The 23,911-nt window shown below is 66.4% G+C and carries 21 protein-coding genes; 11 read left to right on the forward strand and 10 right to left on the reverse strand.

Annotation, left to right across the window (positions count from 1 at the left end; translation table 11 throughout):
- Positions 1–48 precede the first annotated feature (48 nt).
- Positions 49–3,036 carry a trehalose monomycolate exporter MmpL3 gene (mmpL3, locus tag H7J73_RS06635; RefSeq protein ID WP_264066479.1) on the forward strand — a complete coding sequence of 996 codons (2,988 nt, stop codon included), beginning with the start codon at positions 49–51 and terminating at the stop codon, positions 3,034–3,036.
- A gap of 54 nt (positions 3,037–3,090) precedes the next feature.
- Here the strand turns inward: mmpL3 and H7J73_RS06640 are convergent, their stop codons facing one another.
- Positions 3,091–4,245 carry an AI-2E family transporter gene (locus H7J73_RS06640; protein WP_264066480.1) on the reverse strand — a complete coding sequence of 385 codons (1,155 nt, stop codon included), beginning with the start codon at positions 4,243–4,245 and terminating at the stop codon, positions 3,091–3,093.
- Between the two features lie 119 nt (positions 4,246–4,364).
- Here H7J73_RS06640 and H7J73_RS06645 point away from each other — a divergent pair, with 119 nt between their 5' ends.
- Genes H7J73_RS06645 through H7J73_RS06655 form a run of 3 tightly spaced genes read left to right on the forward strand, consistent with a single transcriptional unit; the run spans position 4,365 to position 7,243 of the window.
- Positions 4,365–5,576: a lysylphosphatidylglycerol synthase transmembrane domain-containing protein gene (locus H7J73_RS06645; RefSeq protein WP_264066481.1), complete on the forward strand. Its 1,212-nt coding sequence runs from the start codon at positions 4,365–4,367 to the stop codon at positions 5,574–5,576.
- Positions 5,577–5,615: 39 nt separating this feature from the next.
- Positions 5,616–6,845 (forward strand): M23 family metallopeptidase, encoded by a 1,230-nt coding sequence (locus tag H7J73_RS06650; protein WP_264066482.1) that lies wholly within the window; start codon positions 5,616–5,618, stop codon positions 6,843–6,845.
- Positions 6,846–6,850: 5 nt separating this feature from the next.
- Positions 6,851–7,243: a DUF3054 domain-containing protein gene (locus H7J73_RS06655; protein WP_264066483.1), complete on the forward strand. Its 393-nt coding sequence runs from the start codon at positions 6,851–6,853 to the stop codon at positions 7,241–7,243.
- Here H7J73_RS06655 and H7J73_RS06660 read toward each other — a convergent pair.
- From H7J73_RS06660 to H7J73_RS06675, 4 genes are all read right to left on the reverse strand, one after another.
- Complete coding sequence (locus tag H7J73_RS06660) at positions 7,218–8,585, reverse strand: sensor histidine kinase (protein ID WP_264066484.1); 1,368 nt, start codon at positions 8,583–8,585, stop codon at positions 7,218–7,220. The two genes, H7J73_RS06655 and H7J73_RS06660, sit on opposite strands and share 26 nt — an antisense overlap.
- 8 nt (positions 8,586–8,593) lie before the next feature.
- Entirely contained in the window at positions 8,594–9,271 is a 678-nt protein-coding gene (locus H7J73_RS06665) for a response regulator transcription factor (protein ID WP_264066673.1), read from the reverse strand.
- Positions 9,272–9,340: 69 nt separating this feature from the next.
- Positions 9,341–9,703: a heme-binding protein gene (locus H7J73_RS06670; protein ID WP_264066485.1), complete on the reverse strand. Its 363-nt coding sequence runs from the start codon at positions 9,701–9,703 to the stop codon at positions 9,341–9,343.
- Between the two features lie 178 nt (positions 9,704–9,881).
- Positions 9,882–10,391, reverse strand: coding sequence for a hemophore (locus H7J73_RS06675; RefSeq protein ID WP_264066674.1), 510 nt, complete (start codon positions 10,389–10,391; stop codon positions 9,882–9,884).
- A 345-nt stretch (positions 10,392–10,736) separates the two neighbouring features.
- On the opposite strand from H7J73_RS06675, the gene H7J73_RS06680 reads away from it, so the two are divergent.
- The 4 genes from H7J73_RS06680 (at position 10,737) to H7J73_RS06695 (ending at position 16,094) form a co-directional block, all read left to right on the forward strand.
- Positions 10,737–13,712 (forward strand): MMPL family transporter, encoded by a 2,976-nt coding sequence (locus H7J73_RS06680; RefSeq protein ID WP_264066487.1) that lies wholly within the window; start codon positions 10,737–10,739, stop codon positions 13,710–13,712.
- Positions 13,709–14,233, forward strand: coding sequence for an XRE family transcriptional regulator (locus tag H7J73_RS06685; RefSeq protein ID WP_264066488.1), 525 nt, complete (start codon positions 13,709–13,711; stop codon positions 14,231–14,233). The genes H7J73_RS06680 and H7J73_RS06685 overlap by 4 nt, the downstream gene beginning before the upstream one ends.
- Before the next feature lie 107 nt (positions 14,234–14,340).
- Complete coding sequence (locus H7J73_RS06690) at positions 14,341–15,627, forward strand: O-acetylhomoserine aminocarboxypropyltransferase/cysteine synthase family protein (protein ID WP_264066489.1); 1,287 nt, start codon at positions 14,341–14,343, stop codon at positions 15,625–15,627.
- On the forward strand, positions 15,624–16,094 hold the full coding sequence (locus H7J73_RS06695; RefSeq protein WP_264066490.1) for a CoA-binding protein: 471 nt from the start codon (positions 15,624–15,626) through the stop codon (positions 16,092–16,094). The genes H7J73_RS06690 and H7J73_RS06695 overlap by 4 nt, the downstream gene beginning before the upstream one ends.
- Positions 16,095–16,109: 15 nt before the next feature.
- Here the strand turns inward: H7J73_RS06695 and H7J73_RS06700 are convergent, their stop codons facing one another.
- Together H7J73_RS06700 and H7J73_RS06705 are read right to left on the reverse strand one after the other, a co-directional pair.
- Positions 16,110–16,808 carry a hypothetical protein gene (locus tag H7J73_RS06700; RefSeq protein WP_264066491.1) on the reverse strand — a complete coding sequence of 233 codons (699 nt, stop codon included), beginning with the start codon at positions 16,806–16,808 and terminating at the stop codon, positions 16,110–16,112.
- Positions 16,805–17,404, reverse strand: a complete 600-nt coding sequence (locus H7J73_RS06705; protein ID WP_264066493.1) for an Rv1363c family protein — start codon at positions 17,402–17,404, stop codon at positions 16,805–16,807. Before H7J73_RS06705 ends, H7J73_RS06700 begins: the two co-directional genes overlap by 4 nt.
- Positions 17,405–17,444: 40 nt before the next feature.
- On the opposite strand from H7J73_RS06705, the gene H7J73_RS06710 reads away from it, so the two are divergent.
- Entirely contained in the window at positions 17,445–19,436 is a 1,992-nt protein-coding gene (locus tag H7J73_RS06710; protein ID WP_264066494.1) for a M13 family metallopeptidase, read from the forward strand.
- A gap of 57 nt (positions 19,437–19,493) precedes the next feature.
- Here H7J73_RS06710 and H7J73_RS06715 read toward each other — a convergent pair whose 3' ends face one another.
- Entirely contained in the window at positions 19,494–20,507 is a 1,014-nt protein-coding gene (locus H7J73_RS06715) for a L,D-transpeptidase (RefSeq protein WP_264066675.1), read from the reverse strand.
- A gap of 349 nt (positions 20,508–20,856) precedes the next feature.
- On the opposite strand from H7J73_RS06715, the gene H7J73_RS06720 reads away from it, so the two are divergent.
- Complete coding sequence (locus H7J73_RS06720; protein WP_264066495.1) at positions 20,857–21,156, forward strand: thiamine-binding protein; 300 nt, start codon at positions 20,857–20,859, stop codon at positions 21,154–21,156.
- A gap of 3 nt (positions 21,157–21,159) precedes the next feature.
- On the opposite strand, the gene ricR is transcribed toward H7J73_RS06720, so the two are convergent.
- Together ricR and H7J73_RS06730 are read right to left on the reverse strand one after the other, a co-directional pair.
- Positions 21,160–21,453 (reverse strand): copper-sensing transcriptional repressor RicR, encoded by a 294-nt coding sequence (gene ricR, locus H7J73_RS06725; protein WP_264066498.1) that lies wholly within the window; start codon positions 21,451–21,453, stop codon positions 21,160–21,162.
- Between the two features lie 18 nt (positions 21,454–21,471).
- Positions 21,472–22,101, reverse strand: coding sequence for a DUF305 domain-containing protein (locus H7J73_RS06730; protein WP_264066500.1), 630 nt, complete (start codon positions 22,099–22,101; stop codon positions 21,472–21,474).
- Positions 22,102–22,181: 80 nt separating this feature from the next.
- Here H7J73_RS06730 and ilvD point away from each other — a divergent pair, with 80 nt between their 5' ends.
- Positions 22,182–23,903 carry a dihydroxy-acid dehydratase gene (gene ilvD / locus H7J73_RS06735; protein WP_264066502.1) on the forward strand — a complete coding sequence of 574 codons (1,722 nt, stop codon included), beginning with the start codon at positions 22,182–22,184 and terminating at the stop codon, positions 23,901–23,903.
- The last annotated feature ends 8 nt before the right edge of the window (positions 23,904–23,911 follow it).

Consider the following 23,911-nt stretch of genomic DNA (forward strand, 5'->3'; position numbering starts at 1 on the left):
GCCATGCACAGCAGGTCGCAAAAGACTTTTTGACGGTAAGGAGCTTACGTGTTCGCCTGGTGGGGTCGGACGGTGTTCCGGTACAGGTACGTCGTCATCGCGGTCATGGTCGCGGCGTGCCTCGGCGGTGCCGTATACGGGGCTAGCCTGGGCTCCCACGTCACCCAGAGCGGTTTTTACGATAACGGCAGCGAGTCGGTCCGGGCCTCGACGCTCGCCGACCAGGTGTACGGCCGTGACCGCACCAGCCACGTGGTCGCCATCCTGACGCCGCCGGACGACAAAAAGGTCACCGACAAGGACTGGCAGAAGAAAGTCACCGATGAGCTGGACCAGGTGGTCAAGGACCATCCGGATCAGATCGTGGGCTGGGTCGGCTGGCTGAAAGCCCCCGACACCACCGACCCGACCGTCAGCCAGATGAAGACCCCGGATCTACGTCAAACCTTCATCAGCGTCCCACTCAAGGGCGACGACGACGACACCATCCTGAAGAACTATCAGGCCATAGCGCCAGCTCTCAAGCAGGTCAACGGCGGCGAGATCCAACTTGCCGGCCTCAACCCGCTGGCCAGCGAGCTCACCGGGACCATCGGCACCGACCAGCAACGCGCCGAGCTCGCGATCGTCCCGCTGGTGGCCGTGGTGCTGTTCTTCGTATTCGGCGGCGCCGTCGCGGCCGCGTTGCCCGCCATCATCGGTGGCCTCACCATCGGCGGGGCGCTCGGCATCCTCCGGCTGACCGCCGAATTCGGGCCGGTGCACTTCTTCGCCCAGCCCGTCGTGACGATGATGGGCTTCGGCATCGCCATCGACTACGGACTGTTCGTGGTCAGCCGGTTCCGGGAGGAACTCGCCGAAGGCTACGACGTCGAAGCGGCTGTACGGCGGTCGGTGATGACATCAGGCCGCACCGTTGCGTTCTCTTCGGTCATCATCGTGGCGTCCTCGCTACCGCTTCTGCTGATCCCGCTCGGCTTCCTGCGGTCGATCACCTACGCGATCATCGCTTCAGTGCTGCTGGCGGCGTTCCTGTCGATCACGGTGCTACCCGCGACCCTGGCAATTCTAGGCGCCAACGTCGACGCCCTCGGGGTGCGGACTTTGCTGCGAGTGCCGTTCCTGGCCAACTGGCCGTTCTCACGCAAGATCATCGACTGGTTCATCGAGAAGACCCAGAAGACCAAGACCCGCGAAGAAGTCGAGAAGGGCTTCTGGGGCCGGCTGGTCAATGTGGTGATGAAGCGACCCATCGCCTTTGCCGCTCCCATCGTGATCATCATGATTTTGCTTGTCATCCCGATCGGGCAGCTGGCGCTGGGCGGGCTCAGCGAGAAGTACCTGCCGCCGGACAACCCGGTGCGCAGCGCCCAGGAGCAGTTCGACAAAGAATTCTCCAGTTTCCGCACCGAACCGCTGACCCTTGTCATCAAAACCAATAACGGCGAGCCGGTGACCGACCAGCAGCTCGATGCGCTGCGTGCTGAGGCGCAGACCGTGTCCGGGTTCGCGGGCAGCGATGACCCGACGAAGATGTGGGCCGAGCGCGCGGTCCAGGAGGGCGGATCCAAGGATCCATCCGTGCGGGTGATCCAGAACGGCCTGATAAACAGCAGCACCGCACCTAAGAAGATCGAGGAGTTGCGCGCGCTGACCCCGCCGCGTGGCACCACGGTGCTGGTCGGCGGCACCCAGGCGCTGGCACAGGACAGCATCCTGACGCTGTTCGACAAGCTGCCGCTGATGGTGCTGATCCTGGTGATCACCACCACCATCTTGATGTTCCTGGCGTTCGGATCGGTGGTGCTGCCCATCAAGGCCGCCTTGATGAGCGCGTTGACGCTGGGCTCTACGATGGGCATCCTGACCTGGATGTTCGTCGAGGGCGGACACGGCTCTGGGCTGTTGAATTACACGCCACAGCCCCTGTTCGCCCCGATGATCGGGTTGATCATCGCGGTGATCTGGGGTCTGTCCACCGACTACGAGGTGTTCCTGGTGTCCCGGATGGTGGAGGCCCGCGAACGCGGCCTGTCCACCGCCGAGGCCATCCGGATCGGCACCGCCACCACCGGTAGGTTGATCACCGGCGCCGCGCTGGTGCTGGCCGTGGTGGTCGCCGCGTTCGCGTTCTCCGACTTGGTGGTGATGAAGTACCTGGCCTTCGGCCTGCTCATCGCCTTGTTGCTGGACGCGACGCTGGTCCGGATGTTCCTGGTGCCGGCGATCATGAAGATGCTCGGCGACGATTGCTGGTGGGCGCCCCGCTGGATGAAGCGGCTCCAGGTCAGGATCGGTCTCGGTGAGACCCACCTGCCCGACGAGCGTAAGCGTCCGGTCATGCGGGACCACGACGAAGAGCTCGCAGCCCTCGTCGGAGTGGGAGCACCGGTACCTCCTCGCCCGCACGATCCCACCCATCCCGGCCCGGACGGACCGCCGTACCCGCGGGCGAACCCCCGCTTTGTGCCGCCCCCGCAGGACCTGCCGTCCGGCGCGGGTACCACCCGCATCCCGACGATGCCGGACTCTGACGACAGCGAAGCGCCCACCACGCGTTTCTCGTCGGCGAAGAATGCCGTGCGCACGGCGGTCAACACCGCAACCGGAGCGGCGACGGCCGCCACCCACCGCCAGCCACGCCCAACCCCCAACGGCGAGCGGGAGATCGAGTCCTGGCTGGGCGAGCTCCGCGGCAAGCCGGGTACTGCTGCGCCACAACCACATTCGCAACCATCATCGGACCCGACGCGATCGATGAATCCGCCGTCGGCCGGCGAACCGTCGGCAGACAAGACCACGGCGATCCCCGTGGCGCGGCCGAACGGCACACATTCCGACGAGGCCGGGGCTGCGTCTCCTGAGGCGGCCACCAGGGCCATCCCCATCGCGAACCCGCGCGCCAAGGACACCGAGACGGCCACCGAGAAGCTGAATTCGCGAGCCGACGCACCCGAAGGCGATGACAAGCCGACCCGTCGTGGCGGCGGCGGTGTCAGCGCGCAGGATCTGCTGCGCCGCGAAGGTCGGCTCTAACTGGGATTTGGGCGTGCTCATTGGCGCTGACGAGCGCCGATGAGCACGCCCAAATCACTCCTTATCCTCGACGACGTCGCCGCGGGCTGAGAACTGTGGCCCCTCGTCGATGCTCTGTTTGGCTTCCTCGGCGGCCGGGTCGTCAGCGAGCAGCACCCGCAGCGCACTGTTGACGAAGGCGATCGCGGGTACCGCCAGCAGCGCGCCGACGATGCCCGCCAGCACGCCGCCGCCGGCGATGCCGAGCACGACGGCCAGCGGATGGAGCGAGACCGCCCGGCCCATCACCAACGGCTGCAGGATGTGCGCTTCCAGCTGCTGGACGGCGACGATGAGACCCAGCGTGATCAAGGCGTAGACGACGCCCTTGGTCAACAGGGCGACGATGACCGCGAGGAACCCGGTGACGACGGCACCGACCAGCGGGATGAACGCACCGAGGAATACCAGCGACGCCAGCGGCAGCGCGAGCGGCACACCCATGATCGCCAGGCCGGTGCCGATCCCGACGGCGTCGACCAGGGCGACCACGAACGTGGCCCGCACGTAGCCGATCAGGGAGTGGAACCCGGCCCGGCCGGCATCGGTGACGCGATCGCGAACCGTGACCGGAAAGATCTTCGCGACGAAGTCCCATATATTTCGGCCGCCGTGCAGGAAGAAGATCACCGTGAAGAACACCAGCAGCGCGCCGGTGACGATCTCGGTGAGCGTCGACGCAGTCGACAGTGCACCGCTGGTCAGCTTCTCCTGATTGTCCCGAAGCGCCTGCACCGCAGAATCGCCGGCGTGCTCGATCTGCTCGCGGCTCAAATGTGCCGGACCCTCGACCAGCCAGGTCTGCAGTGAGTCGATACTGTGCGTGACCTGCTCCACCAGTCCGGGTAGGCCGGTAATGAACTGGCTGACAACGAAAGTCAGGATTCCGCCGAGGATCGCAAAGCTACTGAGCAGCACCAGCGCCACCGCGCCACCACGGGGTGCGCCGCGGCGGTCCAGCCAGTCGACCAGCGGTATCAGCAGCGCTGCCAGCATGGTCGCCAACGCGACCGGGACGACGATCACCTCGACTTTCGCCACCACCCACAGCACGGCGACGAGAGCGGCGAGAAGGATCAGCAGACGCCACGCCCACGCCGCCATCTTGCGTACCAATGGGCTGACAGCCTGATCATCAGGCGCCGTTCGCGGCTGGGGGGACGAGGCCATGGCTGTGAGCGTAGCGCTCGCCGGCACCGGGAACGCCGGATCCGGGGGCGCGCCGACACGGCCACGGTCGTCACGCTGAAGGGACAAAGGGCGCGACGTGCACCGCTACCCTGAAGCACGTGTCACACGACGCGCAGGCCAGCGATGCCGTGAGCCGCCAGGAAGGACAGGCCAGGAGCAAGTACTGGTGGCTGCGCTGGGTGGTGCTCTGCGTGGCCATCGTGGTGCTGGCGATCGAAGCCACTCTGGTCTGGGACCAGCTGGCCAAAGCCTGGAAAAGCCTGCTGACGGCGAACTGGTGGTGGGTGCTGGCCGCGGTGTTCGCGGCGATGATGTCCATGCACAGCTTCGCCCAGATCCAGCGGGAACTGCTCAAAGCAGCCGGGGTGCGCGTGCGTCAACTTCGCTCCGAAGCTGCTTTCTACGCCGGTAACGCCCTGAGCACCACACTGCCTGGCGGTCCTGTGCTCTCGGCCACGTTCGTCTACCGGCAGCAGCGCATCTGGGGCGCATCGCCCGTGGTGGCGTCCTGGCAGCTGGTGATGTCCGGCGCGCTGCAGGTGGTGGGCCTGGCCCTGCTCGGCCTTGGCGGCGCGTTCCTGCTGGGCGCAAAGAACAATCCGTTCTCGCTGTTGTTCACCCTCGGTGGGTTCATCACTCTCCTGCTACTGGCGCAGGCTGTGGCGTCGCGCCCCGACCTCATCGACGGTATCGGTGTGCGAGTGCTGTCCTGGGTCAACCAGATTCGCAGCAAGCCCGCGGACACCGGACTGGCCAAATGGCGCGAAACGCTGCAGCAGCTGGAATCGGTCAGCCTGACCCGGCGCCAACTCGGACTGGCCTTCGGCTGGTCGCTGTTCAACTGGACCGCCGACGTGGCCTGCCTGGCGTTCGCGGCTTACGCAGCGGGCGGGAAACCCTCGCTGGCTGGGCTGACCGTCGCGTACGCCGCGGCGCGCGCCGTCGGGTCCATCCCGCTGATGCCGGGCGGGCTGCTGGTGGTCGAGGCGGTGCTGGTGCCGGGGCTGGTCTCCAGCGGTATGACGCTGCCCGCCGCGATCTCGGCGATGCTGATCTACCGACTCGTCAGCTGGATCTTTATCTCCGCCATCGGCTGGGTGGTGTTCTTCTTCATGTTCCGCACCGAAAGCACAATCGATCCCGATGTGCAGGAGGAGATGGACCTCGCGGCCGCCGAACGAGAAGGCTTAGAACAACCCGTCGCACAGCCGGCCCCGACCGAGCCGCCCCCGGACCCGGGCGACACCGCACTCCAGGGACCCTTGCCACCCCCGGGACCGGCGGATGAGCGAGCACAGCGCGATCGCTGACCGGTTCCGGTCCGGTCTCGCGCGTGGTTGGATCGGCCCATGCTGTTGAGTGCGTTCGCCAGACGTCTGGTCCAATCAGCCTCGACGCTGACCGCGCTGGTGACCGTGGCCGCCTGCTCATCAGCCGCCCCACCCACAGCGACCAGCCCGACGATATCGCGGCCACCGGCGATGGTGACACCGCTGATCGGCTCGTCCACAGCCGATCCGATTCCGGTGCCCGCTACCGACGGTAAGACCCACATCGTCTACGAGCTGCTGCTGACCAACACCTTGCCCGGTGACGTCACCGTCGACTCACTGACCGCGCTCAGCGGCGATCGCAGACTGCTCACCTTGGCCGGGGCCAATCTGGCGTACTGGACACGCGCACTGGGGAACTCGGGTACCCCGACCAACCACATCCCGTCCGGCGGCTCGGCGATGATCTGGCTCGACGTCACCCTCGACACCGGCATGCAGCCCCCCGCCGAGATAGACCATTCGGTGGCTCTCACCGTCGCCAAACCGATCCCCGGTCTGGTCGAGGGCAACCTGACCCAAATGATCGCGCCCGTACAGGTCCAGGCTCGCAAACCGATGTCGATCGCGCCACCGTTGGACGGCCCGAACTGGCTCGACGGGAACGGCTGCTGCGATACCACCGCGCACCGGATGGCCGCCAACCCGATCAACGGAAAGATCTATCTCGCAGAGCGTTTCGCCATCGACTACGTCCAGCTGACCCCGGATTTCCGGTTGTTCAACGGCGACCCGACCAAGCTGGAGAGCTACCCGTACTTCGGCGCACCTATTCACGCCGTCGCCGACGGCAAGGTGATCGCCGTCCTCGACAACCTGCCCGAACAGGTCGCGAGTAAGACCCCGAGCGGCCTGCCGTTGGATCAGTACGGCGGCAACTACATCGTCCAGGACATCGGGGACGGAAACTTCGCCTTCTACGCGCACCTGAAAACAGCCAGCATCACGGTCAAACCGGGCGACGGCCTCAAGACCGGGCAGCAGATCGCCACGTTGGGCAACACCGGCAACACTGATGCCCCGCACCTGCATTTCCACCTGATGGACGGTCCGGATCCGTTGGCGTCCAACGGCTTACCCTTCATCATCAACAAGTTCCGGCTGGATCAGCGGGTGGTCTCACAATCGGGACTGGATACCCTGTTCAGCGGACAGCCCGCCCCACTACAACCCGGCTTTGCCGCCCGCGACCAGTCGGAGGTCTCCCCCTTGGTGCTCGACATCATGAATTACTCGGTCGGACAATGAGTTCGATGCAGCATTCGCCAGCCCCCACCCGCGCTGCTTCGGCCGGCCTCGCGATCGATATCGCCTGCGTGCTGGTGTTCTGCGCGATCGGCCGGCGTAGCCATGACGAGGGCATCACCCTGGCCGGTGTCGCCCAGACCGCCTGGCCGTTTCTGTCCGGCACCGCGGCCGGCTGGCTGCTCTCGCGGGGCTGGCGGCAACCGACGGCGATCGTGCCCACCGGCGTGAGTGTGTGGGTCGCCACCGTGATCATCGGAATGCTGTTACGCAAGGCCAGTTCTCAGGGCGTCGCCGTCAGTTTCGTCATCGTCGCCTCATTGGTGACCGCGGCCTTCCTGCTGGGGTGGCGCCTGGTCGGCAGAATCGTGCGAGTTACTCGGGCGGCTCGGGCGAAGTAGCGACCGTCAGCGTCGCCCGTAGGCCACCCAGTGGCCCGTCGGACAATTCGATGTGACCGCCGTGGAGCACGGCCTGCTGCGCGACCAGGGCCAAGCCAAGCCCGGAGCCGCCCTGAGTGGCCGTGCTGCCCCTGGAGAACCGCCCGAGCACGGCGACGTGTTCGTCGGCGGGCAGGCCGCGGCCGTTGTCGTCGACGAGGATCACCATCTGGTTGCCCGCGCGGTGCGCTGCGAGCACGATCGTCGTCGCGTTGCCGTGGGTGACCGCATTACGGACCAGATTGTCGACCGCGAGCCGCAAACCTCCGGGCCAGCCGAGGATGGTCAGGTTCGCCGCGCCGCCGGTGTCCACCCTGATCTCCACTGCCCCGCCGGGGCGTTGGTTCTCCCGGGCCACTCGGTCCAGCAGTTCCTCGACGTCGATGGCTTCCCGGTCCTCGGCCTGCGCCAACTGACCCGACGCCAGCTGGCCCAGCGCCGTGATGATCGCCTCGACCCGGCGCTGCGCCCGGGACAGGTCGGCGACCACCTCATCGCGCTCCTCCGGCGGCAGGTTGTGGATGCGCAGAGTGTCCAGGTCGGCGCGCATGGCGGTCAGGGGAGTGCGCAGCTCGTGGGCTGCGTTCGCTGCGAAATCCTGGGCGGCTTGCAGCGAATTGGTGGTAGCCAGCTGGGCTGCGGCCAGCCGGGTGAGCATCCCGGTCATCGCATCAGACAGGTCTTCGGCTTCCTTGACGCCGTGCACCGGCGCGATCTGTTCGGTGCCGTCCTGCCCGAGCCGCCGGGTCTGTTCGGTCAGCTTGCGCAGCGGCCGGCTCGCCGCACCGCCGAGCAGCCAGCCCAAGCCGCCCGCGATGAGCACCGCCCCGATGCCGATCGTCGCATACAGCGGGATCCGTGCCCGGTTGAGCAAAATGCTGTCGGCGCGGATACCGATCGATACCAGCAACACACCCTGGGTGTTGTTCTGCGACACCGTGCGCACCCGGTATTCGACGCCGTTGACGGTGACCGTGGTCGTGCCTTCGGAGAGCCGCGGCAGCTGGAATCCACGCTGGAACACCACCTGGCCGGTGGCGGCGGACCGTCCCGTCGACAGCACACCGCGTTGCGGATCCTGGAATTCGTCGGGCCGCATACTGGCGTCGACGATGGCATCGAGCCGCCGATCCAGCTGTGTCACATCGTTATTCGCAAGAACGATGGACGTCAGCACCACCAGCACGCCGACCACGGCCGCCGCTGCGATGGCGGCAGCGATGGCGACCCGAGTGCGCAGGGATGCGCTGGGCTGCAGGCGCCGAGTGTGCCACTTGCGCGGCGGGCCGTCCCCAGAGCTCACCGGTTGGTTCATGGGTCCGCGCGCAGCACGTACCCGATCCCGCGAACGGTGTGGATCACCCGCGGCACGTCGTCGCGTTCGAGCTTGCGCCGCAGGTAGCTGATGAAGACGTCGGCGACATTGGTGTCGACGTCGAAGTCGTATCCCCAGACCAGTTCGAGCAGCCGCTGCCGACTCAGCACCACCCCGGCGTTCTCCGCCAGCACGGCCAGCAGATCGAACTCCCGCTTGGTCAGCTCGACCCGCTCGCCAGAGACGAATACCAGTCGCCTGGCGGTGTCGATCGTCAGGGAGCCGATGGTCATCGCGTCGGAATGCTCATCGGAATGAGATGACCGGCGCAGCAGCGCATGCAGCCTGGCGACCAGCTCACCGAGATCAAACGGTTTGGTGAGGTAGTCGTCGGCTCCGGCTTCCAGACCTGCAATGCGGTCGTTGACGGTGTCGCGGGCCGACAACACACAAATGGGGATGTCGTTGCCGAGCGCACGCAGCGCCGTCACCACGGCGACCCCGTCCAGTTCAGGCATCTGAACGTCGAGGACGAGGGCGTCGTGGCTTTCACTGGACAGCAGGCGCAGTGCCTCTTTGCCGTTGGCAGCGACCCGGACGTCGAAACCGGAGTGCCGCAACCCGCGAGCGACCGAAGTACGGACGTCCGCGTCGTCGTCGACCATCAGCACCATATGACCCGCGCCTTCACGCGCGGGCTGGTCTCCCCCGGCTGTCTGTGCCCCCAGGCCTGCCAATGGCACTTAGTTGACGGGACCCGGAGCCGCGCCGCAGCGGTTCTTCAGATCAACGAGCGGCTGACGGATCGCGGTCAGCTCATCCTTCGTCTGCGGGTTGGCGTTCAGGTACTGCTTCACCTGGGCGCGGACGGTGTCGCGGGGCGCACCTTCAAGGCCGGTGAAGAAGGCGTTGACGTCTGGATGCGTGAACAGATACACCGAGGTGCTCGCGGAGACGCCTGCGGACACCTGCGCGAGGTCGCCGGCAGTGCAGTTCGGCGGCGCGTCGGCGAGCGCCGACGGGGTCGCCGCGGCGAACAGCATCGCACTGGCAACCGCGCCGGTTCCGATCACACCGACAACCGCGCGACGGACAGTGAGCAACATGGTCAGGCTCCTTCATTGGGAGTAGAGAGGCCAGATCGCAGGACGACAAAACACCGTACTGACGAGAGAAAGCTAAGCAGATTCTGTGACCACTTTCCTGCCTTGGGGCAAGGCAATCCCAAGAAAGTACGAAAGCGCAGGTCAGTGAGCCGACGGGCGCGCCATGAACTGAGTCTCGCTAACGAGTCGACGCTGCTGCGGGCCCCGGCAGCGGCCCTGCCGAGGTGGGTGTCGCCGCCTCTGCCGCGCCTGACGCCGGGGTGGCACCCGTCGTGCCGGCCACCGCCTGCGCCGCAGTCGCCGCTCCCGGCAAACTCCCAGGGAGCCCACCGGGCAGGCCGCCACTCTGCTGCGCGGTCTGCAGCAGACCCAGCAGCGCAGGGAGGCTGATCGGCAGTTTGCACTTGGTGGACAGGCTGGTGAGCGGCTGCTGGATCGCCTGCAGGTCCTGACCGGCCTGCGGATTGCTGTCGAAATAAGACTTCAGTGCCCCCAGCGCCTGGGGCCCCGCCTGCTGCTGCGAGATCGTCGTCAGCGCCTGGTTGGTGTCGGGATGCGCGTCGAGGTAGATACCGGTGTTGGTACCGACCGAGCCGACGGTGCGGGCGATGCTGCTGGCCGCACACGGGTCCGGCGCAGCCCCCGCCGTAGGCATCCCGAACAGGGCGGCCGCGGCACCACCGAGCATCACCGCGGTGACGACACTGCCGATGCAACGTCTGGCCACTGGCCGGGTCAGTCGAGGTTGGTGCACGGGGTTACTCCTTACGGATTACGAACATATGCACGCACGAAGCAAACTCGCTGACGGACAGCGACTGCTGACGGCACACGGTCCCCCGACCTGGAACGGCCAAGCGACATCCTGCCATCTCCACTCGACCGGTCGCCAGGCAGCTTTCGAGGGACAGCCCCCGCAACCCGGGGTCACCGCAGCTCAGAGGTCTGTCAAGCACGTGGCGCCCAGGTTGCTGCGGTACGCTCACGACACGCAATTCGGGGAGAATGCGGGGAGACAACCATCCAGCAGTTCATGATGCGGCTGAGCAGCAACCTGCGCCGGTTCCGCTGGTTCGTCTTCGCTGCCTGGTTGCTGGCCCTGGTGCCGGCCATCTGGCTCACGCTGACGCAGTCCGACAATCTCACCGGTGGCGGCTTCGAAGTGGCCGGCTCCCAATCACTGAATGTGCAGTATCAGGTTCAGGACCACTTCCCGAACGAGGGCGCCTCACCCTTGGCGCTGGTGGCCGCACCGCGCGCCGACGCCACCTACGAAGACATGACCGCGGCCGTCGCAGCACTGGAACGCATGGCGGCCGAGGTACCGAGCGTCACCATCGTGCCCAATCCCATGCAGCCCGCTCCGCAGCCGGACCGGCCCTATGTGGTGTCGCTGAAGCTCGACTTCAACAACACCGGCGCGGTGGATATCGCCAAACAGTTGCGCGACAAGGTCGGCATCGACGGCGAACAGCCCGGCGAGATCCAGGACGGCCGGGTCCGGCTGTACGTGATCGGCCAGGGCGCCCTCGGCGCGGCGGCCTCGGCGGCGACGAAGCACGATATCGCCCAGGCCGAGCAATGGAACCTGCCGATCGTCTTGATCGTGCTGCTCGCGGTGTTCGGTTCCCTGGCAGCCGCCGCCATCCCGCTGGTGCTGGGCATCTGCACCGTCGTGGTGACGATGGGCCTGGTCTATCTGTTGTCGATGTACACCCAGATGTCGGTCTTCGTGACGTCGACGGTGTCGATGTTCGGCATCGCGCTGGCCATCGACTATTCCCTGTTCATCCTGATGCGGTTCCGCGAGGAACTGCGGGCCGGCCGGGACCCCAAGCAGGCCACCGACGCAGCGATGGCCACCTCCGGGCTGGCCGTCGTGCTCTCGGGCGCGACGGTGATCGCGTCGGTCACCGGTATCTACCTCATCCACACACCGGTGCTGAGTTCGATGGCCACCGGCGCGATTCTGGCGGTGGCGGTCGCGGTGCTGACGGCGACGACACTGACTCCGGCGGTGCTGGCGACCTTCGGGCGGTCGGCGGCCAGGAGATCCCGGGCCCTGCACTGGGGACGCCGCGTGGAGACCACCCAGTCCCGATTCTGGACGCGCTGGGTCGGCTCGGTGATGCGACGCCCCTGGCTGTCGGCACTGGGCGCCACCGCGTTCCTGCTGGTGCTGGCCGCGCCGGCGTTCTCGATGGTGATGGGCAACAGCATGCTGCGACAGTTCGCGCCGTCGCACGAGATCCGGGCCGGCGTGGGCGCCGCGGCGGAAGCCCTCGGCCCCGGGGCGCTGGGACCGGTGCGGATCCTGGTCACCTTCCCCGACGGCAACGCCTCGACACCACCGAATTCCGCGGTCGTCGACGCCATCGGCAAGGAGATGAGCCGGGCGATCAACGTGGTTTCCGTCTCGCGCCCGGAGTTCTCCAATGACAACCGCAGTGCGCTGTTCAGCGCGGTGATGTCCGTCGACCCCGAAGACCTGGCGGCCCGCAACACCGTCGACTGGTTGCGCGAACAGTTGCCGAAGGTGCCAGGGGCCGCCAATGCGCAGATCGATGTCGGCGGACCGACTGCGCTGATCAAGGATTTCGACGACCGGGTGAGCAAGACCGAACCATTGGTGTTCGGGTTCGTCTCGCTGATCGCCTTCGTCATGCTGCTGATCTCGGTGCGCTCGGTCTTCCTGGCCTTCAAAGGCGTCGTCATGACGGTGCTCTCGGTCGCCGCCGCCTACGGCAGCCTGGTGATGATCTTCCAGTGGGGCTGGCTGCAAGACCTCGGCTTCCAGCCGATCAGCTCGATCGACAGCACCATTCCGCCGCTGGTCCTGGCATTGACCTTCGGTCTGTCGATGGATTACGAGATCTTTCTGCTAACCCGCATCAGGGAACGTTTCCTGCAATCCGGTGACACCCGTGACGCGGTCGCCTACGGCGTGTCCACCAGCGCCCGCACGATCACCAGCGCGGCCCTGATCATGATCGCCGTGTTCATCGGCTTCGCCTTCGCCGGGATGCCGCTGGTTGCCGAACTCGGCGTCGCCTGTGCCGTCGCAATCGCCGTCGACGCCACCGTCGTACGCCTGGTGCTGGTACCGGCGCTGATGGCGATGTTCGACCAGTGGAACTGGTGGCTGCCGAACTGGCTGGGACGGATCCTGCCTTCGGTGGACTTCGAAAAGCCCCTGCCGAAGGTCGATCTCGGCGATCTGGTCATCATTCCCGACGACATCTCCGCCCTGGTCGCTCCCGGCGGGGATATGCGAATGGTGGTCAAGTCGGCGGCCAAGCTCAAAGATCTGGCGCCCGACGCCATCACCGTCGCCGACCCGTTGGCGTTCAGCGGCTGCGCCGGCCTCGGCGAACTGCACGGCAAGGTCAAGGGCAGTGACGACGCCAGAGCCCACAAGGCAGCTCAGGCGCGCATCGGCGCGGCCTTGACCCGCAGCGGTGGCAGCCGCTCGCACAGCAACGGTCACAGTGAGAAGTCGCGGGGGGCCGGTAAGGTGCCGCGGCCGGTGCACCCGGTGACGATGTGGCGCGGCCGGCTGTCTGTCGCGCTGGACGCGTTGAGCGAGGCGGCCGACCACGACGCCGACGTGAGCAACACCACACTGCTGCGGTCCAGTCCGATGGAGACCACCAACGTGCAGTTGCCGACGGGCGACCGCCTGCAGATTCCCACCGGGGCCGAGACGCTGCGACTCAAGGGTTATCTCATCATGTGCCGCAACAGCAGCCGCGATTACGCCGAGTTCGCCGACCTGTGCGACGCGATGGACCCGCAGACCGCGGCCGTCGTGCTGGCGGGCATGGACCGGTATTACTGTGGTCAACGATCTAACCGACTATGGGTTGCCACCCAACTGGTCCGCCGACTCGGCGATCCGCGCCCGTTCGACGCGGACGACTGGTCAGGACCCGACGGCGAGGCAGACTGGGAACGGGTCAGGCAACGATGCTTGTCTGTAGCCGTAGCGATGCTGGAGGAGGCGAGGTGACGTTGGCCCCCAGCGAGGCCGGTAATGCGCGCCACCCAGAATCGAACACTGCATCGCCGTTTCCGAACGAACCGCGCGTCCACGACGACCGGCCGGTCGAATTCTGGACGACGTCCGCCATCAGGGCGGCCCTGGAAACCGGCGATATCACCGTCTGGCAGCGGATCGTCGTCGCGATCAAACGCGACCCGTTCGGCCGCACCGCCCGGCAGGTCGAGGAAGTTCTCGAACGCACCGAACCGCTCGGCATCTCCAAAGCCCTGTCCGAAGTCCTGACCCGCAGCCGCGAGCACCTCGAAGCCAACGAGCGCGCCGAAGCAGCCCGTCACGTCCGGATGCTGCTTGCTCGCTCAGGACTGAGCGAGCAGGAGTTCGCCTCCCGCATCGGCGTCCCCGCTGCCGATCTCGCGATCTATCTCGACGGCAAGATCAGCCCCCCGGCGTCGCTGATGATCCGTATGCGCCGACTGTCCGACCGGTTCGCCAAGATGCGTGCGCAACGCCCGAACTCCGCGGGCTGACACCAGCCCCGCTCGTCATCGACCGGACACGTTTGACTCAGCGCGGTTTTAATCCGGCAGGAGATATGTGTTGGACCCTGCGCTCGGGCCTGCCATGCTCTTGACCCGTGACGCAAAGAACCTTCGGACTGGCCACGCGCGCCATCCATGCGGGCCAGCGCCCCGACCCTGAGACCGGCGCTCGGGTCGTCCCGATCTATCAGAACGCCAGCTTCGTCTTCGAGAACACCGAGGACGCCGGCAACCTGTTCGCCCTGCAGAAATACGGCAATATCTACAGCCGGATCGCCAATCCGACAGTGGCCGCGCTCGAGGAGTGCGTCGCGAGCCTCGAAGGCGGTATCGGCGCCGTGGCGGCCGCGAGCGGACTGGCCGCCCAGTTCGCCGTCTTCGCCGCACTGACCGGAGCGGGTGACCACATCGTGGCCGCCGGCAGCCTGTACGGCGGCACCGTCACCCAGCTGGATGTGTCGCTGCGCCGATTCGGGGTGGACACCACGTTCGTCGCGGGCACCGATCCCGCCGACTACGCCGCGGCGATCACCGAGAAGACCAAATTGGTGTACGCAGAGGTGATCGCCAACCCGTCCGGGGAGATCGCCGACCTCGCCGGGCTGGCTGCTGTCGCCCATGACGCCGGGCTGCCATTGGTGGTCGATGCCACCGTGGCCACCCCGGCGCTGTGCCGACCCATCGAGCACGGGGCCGATATCGTCGTGCACTCGGCGACCAAATTCCTCGGCGGGCACGGCACGACCCTGGGCGGAATCGTCATCGAGTCCGGTCAATTCAATTGGGGTGCAGGACGTTTCCCACAGTTGACGGATCCGGTACCGGCCTACGGCGGACTGAGCTGGTGGGGCAACTTCGGCGAGTTCGGGTTCCTGACCAAACTGCGCAGCGAACAGCTCCGCGACCTGGGGGCCGCCCTTGCCCCGCAGTCGGCGTTCCAGCTGCTGCAGGGTGTGCAGACGCTGCCGCAGCGGATGACCGCGCACGTCGCCAACGCACGTGCGGTGGCGCAGTGGCTGGACGCCGATCCACGGATCGAGTATGTGCGCTGGGCCGGACTGCCGTCGCATCCTCATCACGACCGGGCGGCGAGGTACCTGCCCGACGGGCCGGGCTCGGTGTTCGCATTCGGGGTGAAGGGCGGCCGCGCGGCCGGGGAGAGATTCATCAACTCCGTCCAGCTGGCCAGCCATCTGGCCAATATCGGCGATGTCCGCACGCTGGTGATCCACCCGGGCAGCACCACGCACCGTCAGCTCACCGACGAGCAGCTGCGCGCGGGCGGTGTGGGCCCGGAGCTCATCCGCATCAGCGTCGGCCTCGAGGACGCCGACGACATACTGTGGGATCTGGACCAGGCGCTTGAGGAGTCGCAGCGATGACTGAGTTGGACGCGGTTGAAAGACAACGGATTCTGCGCCACACCAAGACGGTGGCGATCATCGGTGCGTCGGCGAATCCCTCACGCGCCAGCTACTTCGTCTACACCTACCTCAAGTCGACCAGCGACTACGAGATCTACCTGGTCAACCCGTCGATCAGTGAAATCGACGGCGCACCGGTATATCCCAACCTGGCCGCACTTCCCGTGATACCCGACCTGGTCGACGTGTTCCGCAAACGCGACGATCTACCCTCGGTGCTGGCCGAGGTACTGGCCCTGCCGCAACATCCCAAGACGCTGTGGCTGCAACTGGGTCTGCGCCACGACGACGTCGTCCGCGACGGGGAGGCCGCCGGCCTCGAGGTGGTGCAGGACCGCTGCCTGAAGATCGAACACGCCCGGTTCAACGGTGGCCTGCACCTGGCCGGCTTCAACACCGGCGTGATCGACTCGCGCCGGCGCTAGTTTCCCTGCGCGGTTTCAGGATCCGCCCGCGGCGTTGATCGGGGCGACGTCGTACACCAGCCACTTGCCGTCCTGTTTGGTTAGTGCGACACGCAGCGCGAGCACCGCCTTGCTCGGCTGCTGGCCCGGCACGTTCTGAGTACCGCGCATCACGACGGCGACGCTGGCCGCGGCGGGGCCGAGCGCCTCGACACCGGCAGATATCGTCTGCGCTTGAGCCGAAATGTTCTTGCGGGCAAGATCTTCGGTGGATTTGCCAAAGTTCGCCTTGAAGGCCGCAGCCTGATCCGGCGCCATCAACGCGGCGGCCCGGTCGATCGACGATTCCGGGTCCTGCGGGGAGAACGTGGCCGTCGCCTCCGAGACTGCGGTGGCCAGTCGCACCACTTCCTCGGTATCGCTGTTCATATCGCGGTCCGGCACGGTCCAGCGGGTGTAACCGACCAGGACTGCCGCGACGAGCGCAGCCGTCGTCAAGGCGACCGCCGCCAAGCGCAGGGGTGCGCCGTCGTCGTCGGTGCCGACCGTCACCCGGTCGCGGCGCAACAGAACGAAATTCACGATAATCGACTGAACCACCAGCAGGCACAGCATCGAGCACACCGACACCCACCACAGCGGCCAGCCGAGGAACACCCCGACCATCACCAGCGCCGCGATCGCGATCAGCGGGCCGACGATATCGAAGGCCAACAGACGCCACAGGTTTCTCATCGCATCGACTCCAGCCGCGAGATCAGCAATTTGCCGTCCACGTCGGAGACATCCAGGCGTAGGTTCCAGCGCACCGTTTGTGGTGTGCCACCGACGTTTTCACTCACCGAGGAGGCGATGACCAGCACCGTGTCGGTCCGCGAGGCCAGTCCGGGCGGCAACGCCTGCTTGGTCGGCGGCGCCGTACCGGGCGCAGTGTCGAGATCGTGGTGCACGGATTCCAGTGCGACCGCCTGAATCTGACCCGTCGTGCGGGACTGCAGGGTCTGCACCACATCGCGGTAGGGGGCGACCGAAGTTTCGAAATCGGCGTTCAGCTCGCCGACGGTGCCGTCGTGCAGCTTCTGCAGGCTGGCCTCGACGTTGCCAGAGTTCATGTTGATCAGCACACCGGTCCAGTCGGCTGCGGTCTGCATGACATCGGTCCGGTAGCGGAGCTCAGCGACGTCACTGCGGTGTTCTTTCCAGATCAGCCCGACCAGGACGACCGCGACGACGGACACCACAGCAAGCACCGTCGAGACGATCCCGTATCGCGAGAAGACAGGGCTGTGCGAATCGGCCACGCCGGGCTCGTCGTCGTCCGCCTCAGGCATGGCCGTGAGGGTACTCGGCGTGTTCTGGAAGAATGACGGGGTGACGGTAGAAGCCATTCGCTCAGGTATCGAGCTGAGCTACGTCGATGACCATGCCCGCCCCCAAGACGATCTGTTCGGCCATGTCAACGGCCGCTGGCTGACCGAATACGAGATTCCCGCCGACCGCGCCACCGACGGCGCCTTCCGGTTGTTGTACGACCAGGCCGAGGAGCAGGTCCGTGACCTGATCGCGGAGGCGGCAGAGGCGAAGGCGGGGAAGGGCACCGATCAGCAGCGCATCGGCGATCTCTACGCCAGCTTCCTGGACGAGGACGCCGTCGAGGGGCGCGGTGTGCAGCCGCTGCTCGACGAGCTGGCGCTGATCGACGGCGCCCCCGACGCGCAGGCGCTGGCCGCGGTGCTGGGCGCGCTGCAGCGCACCGGCGTCGGCGGCGGTGCGGGCGTGTACGTCGACACCGACTCGAAGAACTCCAGCCGCTACCTCCTGCACGTCTCGCAGTCCGGGATCGGGCTGCCCGACGAGTCGTACTACCGCGACGAGCAGCACGCCGCGATCCTGGCCGCCTACCCCGGCCATATCGCCAGAATGTTCGCCCTGGTCAACGGTGGCTCACTGGATAAGGCGCCGGATTACCAGGAGACCGCGGACCGCATCGTGGCCCTGGAGACCAAACTGGCCGCCGCGCACTGGGACGTCGTCAAGCGCCGTGACGCCGACCTGACCTACAACCTGCGCAACTTCGCCGACCTGCCGGTGGAGGCGCCCGGATTCGACTGGGCCGGCTGGGTGACTGCGCTGGGAACCACCGCGGAGAAGGCCTCCGAACTCGTCGTCCGTCAGCCCGACTACCTGACGGCGTTTGCCGCATTGTGGTCCGCCGAGACGCTGACGGACTGGAAGGACTGGGCCGCGTGGCGGCTCATCAACGCCCGCGCCGGCATGCTGACCAAGGCACTGGTGGCCGAAAACTTCGCCTTCTACGGCACGTTGCTCAGCGGCACCGAAGAGATCCGGGAACGCTGGAAGCGCGGCGTCTCACTGGTCGAGGGCCTGATGGGCGACACCTTGGGCAAACTCTACGTCGAGAAGCACTTCCCGCCCGGTTCGAAAGCCCGGATGGACGTGCTGGTGGCCAACCTGCGCGAGGCCTACCGCGTCAGCATCGACGACCTGGAGTGGATGACCCCGGAGACCCGCGAGCGGGCGCTGACCAAGCTCGACAAGTTCACCGCCAAGATCGGCTACCCGAAGAAGTGGCGGGACTACTCGGCACTGGTGATCGAGCGTGACGATCTCTACGGCAACTACCGTCGCGGCGCCGAGGTGGAGTCGGACCGCGACCTCGCCAAGCTTGGCTCCCCCGTCGACCGCGACGAGTGGTTCATGACCCCGCAGACCGTCAACGCCTACTACAACCCGGGGATGAACGAAATCGTCTTTCCCGCGGCCATTCTGCAGCCACCGTTCTTCGATGCCGAGGCTGATGACGCCGCCAACTACGGCGGTATCGGCGCGGTCATCGGACATGAGATCGGGCACGGATTCGACGATCAGGGCGCCAAATACGACGGCGACGGAAACCTGGTCGACTGGTGGACCGATGCCGACCGCACCGAATTCGGTGCGCGCACAAAGGCACTCATCGAACAATACGACGCGTTCTCACCTAAGGCGCTGTCCCCCGACCACCACGTCAACGGCGCCTTCACTGTCGGTGAGAACATCGGCGATCTCGGTGGGTTGTCCATCGCACTGTTGGCGTATCAGCTGTCCCTGAACGGTCAGGAGGCCCCGGTGATCGACGGCCTGACGGGCGTCCAGCGGGTCTTTTATGGCTGGGCGCAGGTGTGGCGCACGAAATCGCGTGATGCCGAAGCCATCCGGCGCCTGGCCACCGACCCGCATTCACCTCCAGAGTTCCGGTGCAACGGCGTGGTCCGCAATATCGACGCGTTCTACGACGCCTTCGATGTGCACGAGTCCGACGAGCTGTATCTGGATCCGCAGCTGCGCGTACGCATCTGGTAACCGTTCTCCTGCCGAGCAGTCCCCCGCTTGCGGGGGACTGCTCGGCAGGAGACGGAACTACATCTGCCAGTCCTGGGCACCGTCGTTCTGGTTGTAGGTACCGACCGAGTTCTTCACCACAATCGGGTCACCGCTGCCGAAGTTGTCGTAAAACCACTGTGCATTCGCGGCGCTGAGGTTGATACACCCGTGGCTGACGTTTGTCTTGCCCTGATCAGCCACCGACCACGGCGCGGAGTGCACGAAGTTACCGCTGTTGTCGATCCGCACGGCGTTCTGCACCGTGAGCTTGTACCCCTGCGCCGACGTGCTCGGCACGCCGTAGGTCGCGGAGTCCATCACGATCGACGGGAACTTCTCCAGCACGTAGTAGGTACCGTTGGGGGTGTCGTGTCCGGGCTTACCCATCGAGACCGGGAATGTCTTCTCCAGCACACCGTTTCGGACGATCTGCATCTGGTGGGTCTTGTTGTCGACGGTCGCCACCAGCGACTCACCGGTACGGAAGCTCGACTTGGCGCCGCCGGCGTCGATGTTGACGACTGTGTTGGCCGGCCAGAAGTCGATCGGCCGCCAGCGCAGTTGGGTGTCGCTGAGCCAGTAGAACTTTCCGGGAACGGCCGGGACGGACGACACGTGGACCGCGTCCTGCGCCATCTGCCGGTTGGCGATCGGCACGGCGAAGTTGATGGCGATCGGCTTCGCGACGCCGACCATCGACCCGTTCGACGGATTGAAGGACGGGGGCCGGAACGGGGGTGTGCCGGTGAAGGGCAGCGGGTTCTGCCCGGCCGGGATGCCCTGCGGAGGCACAGCCAGCGGGTCGGCCGGCGGAGCGGCCAGCGGATCAGCCGCCGGCGGCGGCGCCATCGGATCGACCGGTGTCGGCGCCATCGGATCTGCCGGCGGTGCGGCGAACGGATCAGCGGGTGGCGGGGGTGCCATCGGATCGATCGGCGGCTGGGTGATCACCCCGGGATCGTTGGGATTGACCTCGGGGTCCGCGTACGCCGGCGTTACCCCGAACGCCATCGTCGCGACCAGTCCGACAACACCGATCGCGACCGCCATCGTTCGGGTACGAGCCTTCGCCGGACGGCGGCGTGATTGGCGTATTGATGATGCTGGCATGGGCCAACCTCCACTCTCTTTCTCGGTCCAGTGTCGCACAGCTGATCGACCAGCTACCAGGTCGTTCAACCGCACAAAAGGGTGAAACAGCGATCGATCACCGCCCTGAACTGTGGGGATAATCGTGCCGACCACGCTGTTTGTTACAGCCGGGCACCGGCTGCGGCTCACCGGCACTGCCCGCGCCGGGTGCCGCTCGCGTCGCTCGACCTACCTTCAGCAACAACACCGTCGGCACCCAGGATGGCCGTAGATGTCCAGCGCGTTCAGCACGCAATAGGCTGGCGCGGTGATCGTCGCCTTCAGCATCAGCCCGTCAGCCGGAGACGACACCGGCGGTGTCAGCGCTGCCGTCGCAGAGGCGGTCCGCGTGGTCCGGGCATCGGGGCTCCCGAACGAGACCAACGCGATGTTCACCAATATCGAGGGCGACTGGGACGAGGTCATGGCAGTCGTCAAGCAGGCAGTCGATGCGGTGGCCGCGGCGTCACCGCGGGTGAGCCTGGTCCTCAAGGCCGATATCAGGCCCGGGTTCAGCGGCCAGCTCACCGCCAAGGTTGAGCGCCTCGAGCGCGCGCTCGAGGGCTGAGCCTCAGGAACGAACCAACCGGGCTATCGCCGCGGACGCCTCGGCGAGTTTCGCCTCCGCCTCCTCGCCGCCCTCGGCGACGGCATGGCTGACACAGTGGCCGAGGTGCTCGTCGAGCAGGCCGAGCGCCACCGACTGCATGGCGCTGTTCACCGCGCTGATCTGGGTCAACACGTCGATGCAGTACTTGTCCTCTTCGATCATCTTCGCGATACCGCGAACCTGACCTTCGATGCGGCGCAAGCGTTTGGCGTAGTTGTCCTTGTTCGGCGAATAGCCGCGCTCCGAGGGTTCCATTGCCACCGCCCCTTTCTCTTAGCCGGTGCCCAACATCTGTTTCATCTGTGCGACCTCGGCCTCCTGATCGGTCACGATCTGCTGCGCGAGCGTCTTGGCGTCGGCGTTGGCACCCTTGGCGATCTCGGTGTTGGCCATTTCGATCGCGCCCTGGTGGTGGCCGATCATCGACTGCAGCCACAGTTTGTCGAACTCGGCGCCGGTGAGCGACTCGAGCTGTTTCATCGTGGCGTCGTCGACCATGCCGTTCATCGCCATGCCGCCATGATCGCCGTGCCCGGTGTTGTCGTCGGGATTCTCCTGCCACTGCACCAGGAAGGCCTTCAGCGTCTCGATTTCCGGTTCCTGCGCGGCGGAGATGGCCGCGGCGAGCTTGATCACCTGCGGATCGGTGCTGCGCGTGGGGACCAGCGCCGACATCTCGATCGCCTGCTGATGATGTGGGACCATTCCGCTGGCGAAAGTCACGTCCTCGGCGTTGAATCCGGCAGGCTGCCCACTGATCGCCGGCGTGGTCTCGGCGTGCGTATGGTCGGCGTGGCCGTCGGATGCCGAGGGGCTGGTGCACCCGGAGATCACCAGCGCAGTTGCCAGAGCAGCGAAGACCGCGACGATCCGAGCAGGGGTGAGCGAGAGCAGACGCGTCATGGCACCCACCGTACCCGATACCCCAGTGGGGTATGCCTAACTGATTTTGGTGACCGATACCACAGAGGCATACTTATGCGATGCCCTCCGACTCTTCGGGTCCGTCCGGATCTGCCCCCGATATCAAGCCTCGTAGCCGCGACGTCACCGACGGCCTGGAGAAGACCGCCGCCCGTGGCATGTTACGAGCCGTCGGCATGGGTGACGACGACTGGGTCAAGTCGCAGATCGGCGTCGCGTCGTCGTGGAACGAGATCACCCCGTGCAACCTGTCCCTTGACCGCCTGGCCAAGGCCGCCAAGGAGGGCGTGCACGCCGCGGGCGGGTTCCCGATGGAATTCGGCACCATCTCGGTGTCCGACGGCATCTCGATGGGCCACGAGGGCATGCACTTCTCGTTGGTCTCCCGCGAGGTCATCGCCGACAGCGTCGAGACGGTCATGATGGCCGAGCGCCTCGACGGGTCCGTTCTGCTCGCCGGTTGCGACAAGTCCCTGCCCGGCATGCTGATGGCCGCCGCTCGGCTGGATCTGGCCAGTGTCTTCCTCTATGCCGGCTCGATCATGCCCGGCAAGGCCGTGCTGTCCGACGGTAGCGAGCGCGACGTCACGATCATCGACGCCTTCGAGGCTGTCGGCGCCTGCTCGCGCGGGCTGATGTCCCGCGAAGACGTCGACACCATCGAGCGCGCCATCTGTCCGGGTGAGGGCGCCTGCGGCGGCATGTACACCGCGAACACCATGGCCAGTGCGGCCGAGGCGATCGGCATGTCGCTTCCCGGTAGCGCCGCCCCGCCCGCCACCGACCGTCGCCGCGACGGGTTCGCCAAGGCCAGCGGCGCGGCCGTCGTCGAACTGCTCAAGCGCGGTATCACCGCCCGCGACATCATGACCAAGGAGGCGTTCGAGAACGCCATCGCGGTCGTGATGGCGTTCGGCGGGTCCACCAACGCGGTGCTGCACCTGCTGGCGATCGCCCACGAGGCCGACGTCAAGCTGACCCTCGACGACTTCATCCGCGTCGGCGCGAAGGTCCCGCACCTGGCCGACGTCAAGCCATTCGGCAAGCACGTGATGTACGACGTCGACAAGATCGGGGGCGTCCCGGTGATCATGAAGGCGCTGCTCGACGCCGGCCTGTTGCACGGTGACTGCCTGACCGTCACCGGGCAGACGATGGCCGAGAACCTCGCACACATCGCCCCACCGGACCCAGACGGCAAGGTGCTGCGCGCACTCGCCAATCCGATCCATCCCACCGGCGGCATCACCATCCTGCACGGTTCACTGGCACCCGAGGGCGCCGTGGTCAAGTCGGCCGGCTTCGATTCCGACGTGTTCGAAGGCACCGCAAGGGTTTTCGACGGTGAGCGCAAGGCGATGGACGCCTTGGAGGACGGCACCATCGTCGCCGGCGACGTCGTCGTCATCCGCTACGAAGGCCCCAAGGGCGGTCCCGGCATGCGCGAGATGCTGGCCATCACCGGTGCCATCAAGGGCGCGGGCCTGGGTAAGGACGTCCTGCTGATGACCGACGGCCGGTTCTCGGGAGGCACCACCGGCCTCTGCGTCGGGCACATCGCGCCCGAGGCCGTCGACGCCGGACCCATCGCCTTTGTGCGCGACGGCGACAAGATCCGTCTCGACGTCGGCAAGGGCACCCTGGACCTGCTCGTCGACGCCGGCGAATTCGATTCGCGCAAGACGGGTTTCAATCCACCGGCGCCGAAGTACCCAACCGGCGTGCTGGCCAAGTACCGGAAGCTGGTCGGGTCGGCCGCCCAGGGTGCGGTCTGCGGCTGAGCCGACCG

The organism is Mycolicibacterium komossense (assembly GCF_025822605.1).
Classification (GTDB): domain Bacteria; phylum Actinomycetota; class Actinomycetes; order Mycobacteriales; family Mycobacteriaceae; genus Mycobacterium; species Mycobacterium komossense.